The 3,262-nt window shown below is 57.3% G+C and carries 4 protein-coding genes; all 4 read right to left on the bottom strand.

Annotated elements, in window-relative coordinates:
* On the bottom strand, nt 1-1,459 hold a 1,459-nt coding region (locus DBR24_RS27335; RefSeq protein WP_146189132.1), incomplete at its 3' end, for a phage tail tape measure protein.
* A gap of 100 nt (nt 1,460-1,559) precedes the next feature.
* Nucleotides 1,560-1,862, bottom strand: coding sequence for a hypothetical protein (locus tag DBR24_RS27330; protein WP_128616273.1), 303 nt, complete (start codon nt 1,860-1,862; stop codon nt 1,560-1,562).
* Nucleotides 1,862-2,230, bottom strand: a complete 369-nt coding sequence (locus tag DBR24_RS27325; protein ID WP_128616272.1) for a phage tail tube protein — start codon at nt 2,228-2,230, stop codon at nt 1,862-1,864. The genes DBR24_RS27330 and DBR24_RS27325 overlap by 1 nt, the downstream gene beginning before the upstream one ends.
* A gap of 24 nt (nt 2,231-2,254) precedes the next feature.
* The coding region (locus tag DBR24_RS27320; protein ID WP_218278156.1) for a phage tail sheath subtilisin-like domain-containing protein at nt 2,255-3,262 on the bottom strand (1,008 nt) is incomplete at its 5' end.

Here is a 3,262-nt window from a genome sequence, read left to right as displayed (position 1 = left end):
GCCCAACTGTTACGGTCGCACCGTCTATCCCCAGCAATTCCTTTGCCCAATCAGGCAATCCGTTTTTAATAGCGGCAACCGCGGCGGTGATTTTCTCGCCGAGGATCGCTCCGAGATCCCAGCCGGTCAGGTATTTGATCAGCCCGTTGAAGGCATCCATCATGAGCGTGACAGGGTTGTATTCCTGCCAGACTTTCACGATTCCGTTGATGATCCCGTCGGAGAATGCAGCCTTGACGCGCCCCCATTTCTCTTCGAAGAACTTCGCGATGGCATCCCAGTTTTTGTAAACGATGTAGGCCGCACCTGCGATTGCCACTACGGCGGCAAGGAACCAGCCTACGGGCGTCAGGGTGATTGCCACGCCCAGCCCTTTCAACGCCACAGCGAGATTTAATACGGCCATCAAGAGGCCGCCACCGATGTACAGGCCCAGAGCGGTGAAAATGAGGTTGGCCGCCCCGAACGTATCTGACAGCGATTGGAAAACATCGATTACGGGCTGTACGCCATCGTACAGGTCGCCCAAAAACCCCGTGACCTTTTCGATATTACCCGGCAGATTCTTTGCAAATGAGGTTGCGAATGCCTCAATCTGAGGACGGTACTTCACGATTGTTTCGATCAGCTGGGCGCCAAGTTTGTTCAGCTGGGGAACCAGTGCGCTACCGATTGTATTTCCAACACCACTCAGCGCGGCGTGGATCGTGTCGAGGGTATCGCCAAACTCTTCACCTTCACGGACGGCACTGTCCGAAATCACCAACCCCAGGCGACGCGCCTCATCTGACATTTTTTTAAGGTCAGTGCTACCACCACGGATCAGGGGCAGCAGCTCAGTCGCGCTTTTTCCGAAAATCTTCACAGCGGCCTGGGCCTGCAGTGATGGGTCTTTGATCTTCGAAATACGATCGACAAAAGTGTCGAACAGCGCGTCCGAACTTTTCAATTTGCCGGACGCGTCCTTGATGTTGATGCCCAGCCCTTTGAACATTTCCTTCAGCTCTTTCGAGCCGGCCGTAGCGGCGCCAACGTTGATCTGCATTTTCTGCAAAGCACCGCCCAGCGTTTCCGCCGACGAGCCGGTCAACTTTGCGGCAAAACTCAGTTCCTGAAATCGCTCACGGCTGATGCCTGTGCGCTCGGCAGTATCGCCAATTGCTCCGGTGGCATCGGCAAAACCCTGGAAGAACAGGTTTAGAGCCGCACCAGTGACGCCGAGAGTGGCGCCGAGCGCGAGGATGCGCTTCGCGCTGGAGTCAACAGCCTTGCCAATCCCAGCAACCGCGCCGCCAACGCCCTTCAGGCTGTTGGTGAAGACCGGCAGGCCTACCCGGTCAAGCGCGCCAGTAATGCCAGCGCTGGCTGCTTTGACCTTGCCGAAGATTCCCCGCAAAGGGGCGGTGACACGGTCAACAGCCTTGATGATTAAGCTTAGGGAGTATCCTTTGTCTGCCATTCAACCCATTCCTCGGTGCGCTCAAGCCACCAGTTCAGTTCCTCGAAATCCATTTCCATGACTTCCGATGGCTGAACGCTCATGACCTTGACGACGACAGTCACTCCTGACTGCCACCCCCGAGGTGCTTCAGCAAAAAATCGCGAGCTTCCTGAATTACGGCGGCCTGGTCGTCCTCGCTCAGCTCTTCAATCAGCGCTGGCGGATGGCCGATCATCTTCGCGCCGAGGTCGATCAACGTGGCGAAGTCGATGTCGACCCCGCCGCTACCCTTACCGTCCGAGGTGACGCGCAGCGCGTGGCCGCGCAGGTATTTCAGCTTGCGGGTTACAGTCAGTTCGCTGATCGTGTCTTTGCCGAACGTGGCCTGCTCTACCAGTTGAATCGTTTTTTCCTTTGCCATTACGCGACTTCCTCAGCAGACATGCCTTCAAAACGGCAAGCAATGTTGCCTTCTTCAGTGTTGCCGGTGCCCTCGCCCGCGTACCAGGCCTCACTCAGGGTGATGACCTTGCCGTTGGCGAGTTCCAGCGTGATGGTGGCATCGTCGAGCGTGACCAAATCCTCGAGGCTGAGCTCGTTGCGGTCAGTGATCTCGCCTTCAACGAAAGGAATCTGAGGAGTTTCCTTGTAGCCGTGAACGGTGTCGGCGCCGATAACGCCTTCGCGCTTCGGCTTGCCGAGGTTGTAGGTGAAGTTGCCTTTAGCGAAGTAAATGTCGCCGTTGACCTTCAAGGCGATGGTGCCGCCAATACGGTTTTTGCCTGCCATGGTTTATCTCCTGGCGATTCGCCGTTACAGGCGGAACTGAATTTTATTGGCGACAATGCGCAGTTGATTGACCAGGTCCGGCGGCAGCAGCATATCCATCCGGTTCGGGTCGCTTTCGTTTCGCTCGCCGATCAGGTTGGCTTTGAAGTCCGCCATGTTTTCGACCATCCCCAAGCGCTCCCACTCGCGAAACTTCGAAACGGCCTCGGCCTTCATAAGCACCGGCGTCACCACCGGTTGCCCTATGCCATAGCGAGTCCCGTCGTTCGCCAGTTTGTGGCGCGGATATTTGCGCAGGATGTAGTCACGCCAGTCGTGGCGGATGTACATCAGGGTGAACAGCGTCTCGCTATCCAGGTAACTGATATCAGCGCCACCGGCGGTGTTAGTTTTGTAGGTCGTGATCAGGCGCTCAACAACCATCGTGCCGTCGTTGTTGACCTTGCTGGTGGCGATGCCATCAAACAGCAGCAGGTTGCGTTCCTGATTGGTGAATTTGTCAGCGGGCGCCGGCGCTAGGCACCACGCGTACTGCAGGTTCTGAATTGGGCGCGCCGGGTCGATTGCGGCGTAGAGCGCTGCAATGGCCATGGTTTCGGCGGCCTTTTCATAAGCCGGCATCGGCTCATCGTTGGCCATCATGATGACCAAGTGCTGGTTGTTGTGGCTGTCGCCGAGAGTACCGAGCGAACCTTGAGTACCGCGGGCGGCGGTGAAAGCGTGCGCTTCGATTTCACGATCCCAAGCGAATCGACTGTTGAGCTCAGCTTTAACGGTAGCCAACGTTGCAGCATCCGAGTAAGGCAGGCCCCATACCTGGAACCACTCATCTCCCAAGGCGGCCAGTGCAGCCCCCAGGTCTGGATTACCAGAGCCGCCGGTGAAGGCGCTGATAGTGACGGCGACGCCAGCTGGCAAGACTTGGCCGGTGTAGTAGTTCACCCGGGCATTCAAGCTGTTGCCGGCTTCTCCCTTGTGGCGACTGGTGAGTGTGACGGTTCCGGTCGTTGCAGTGGCGGTGACCGGCATATC

Origin of the sequence: Pseudomonas sp. HMWF006 (assembly GCF_003061205.1) — a bacterium.
Taxonomy (GTDB): Bacteria; Pseudomonadota; Gammaproteobacteria; order Pseudomonadales; family Pseudomonadaceae; genus Aquipseudomonas; species Aquipseudomonas monsensis.
The sequence above is the reverse complement of the archived record's forward strand: the minus strand, read 5'-3'. Positions and strand labels throughout refer to the sequence as shown.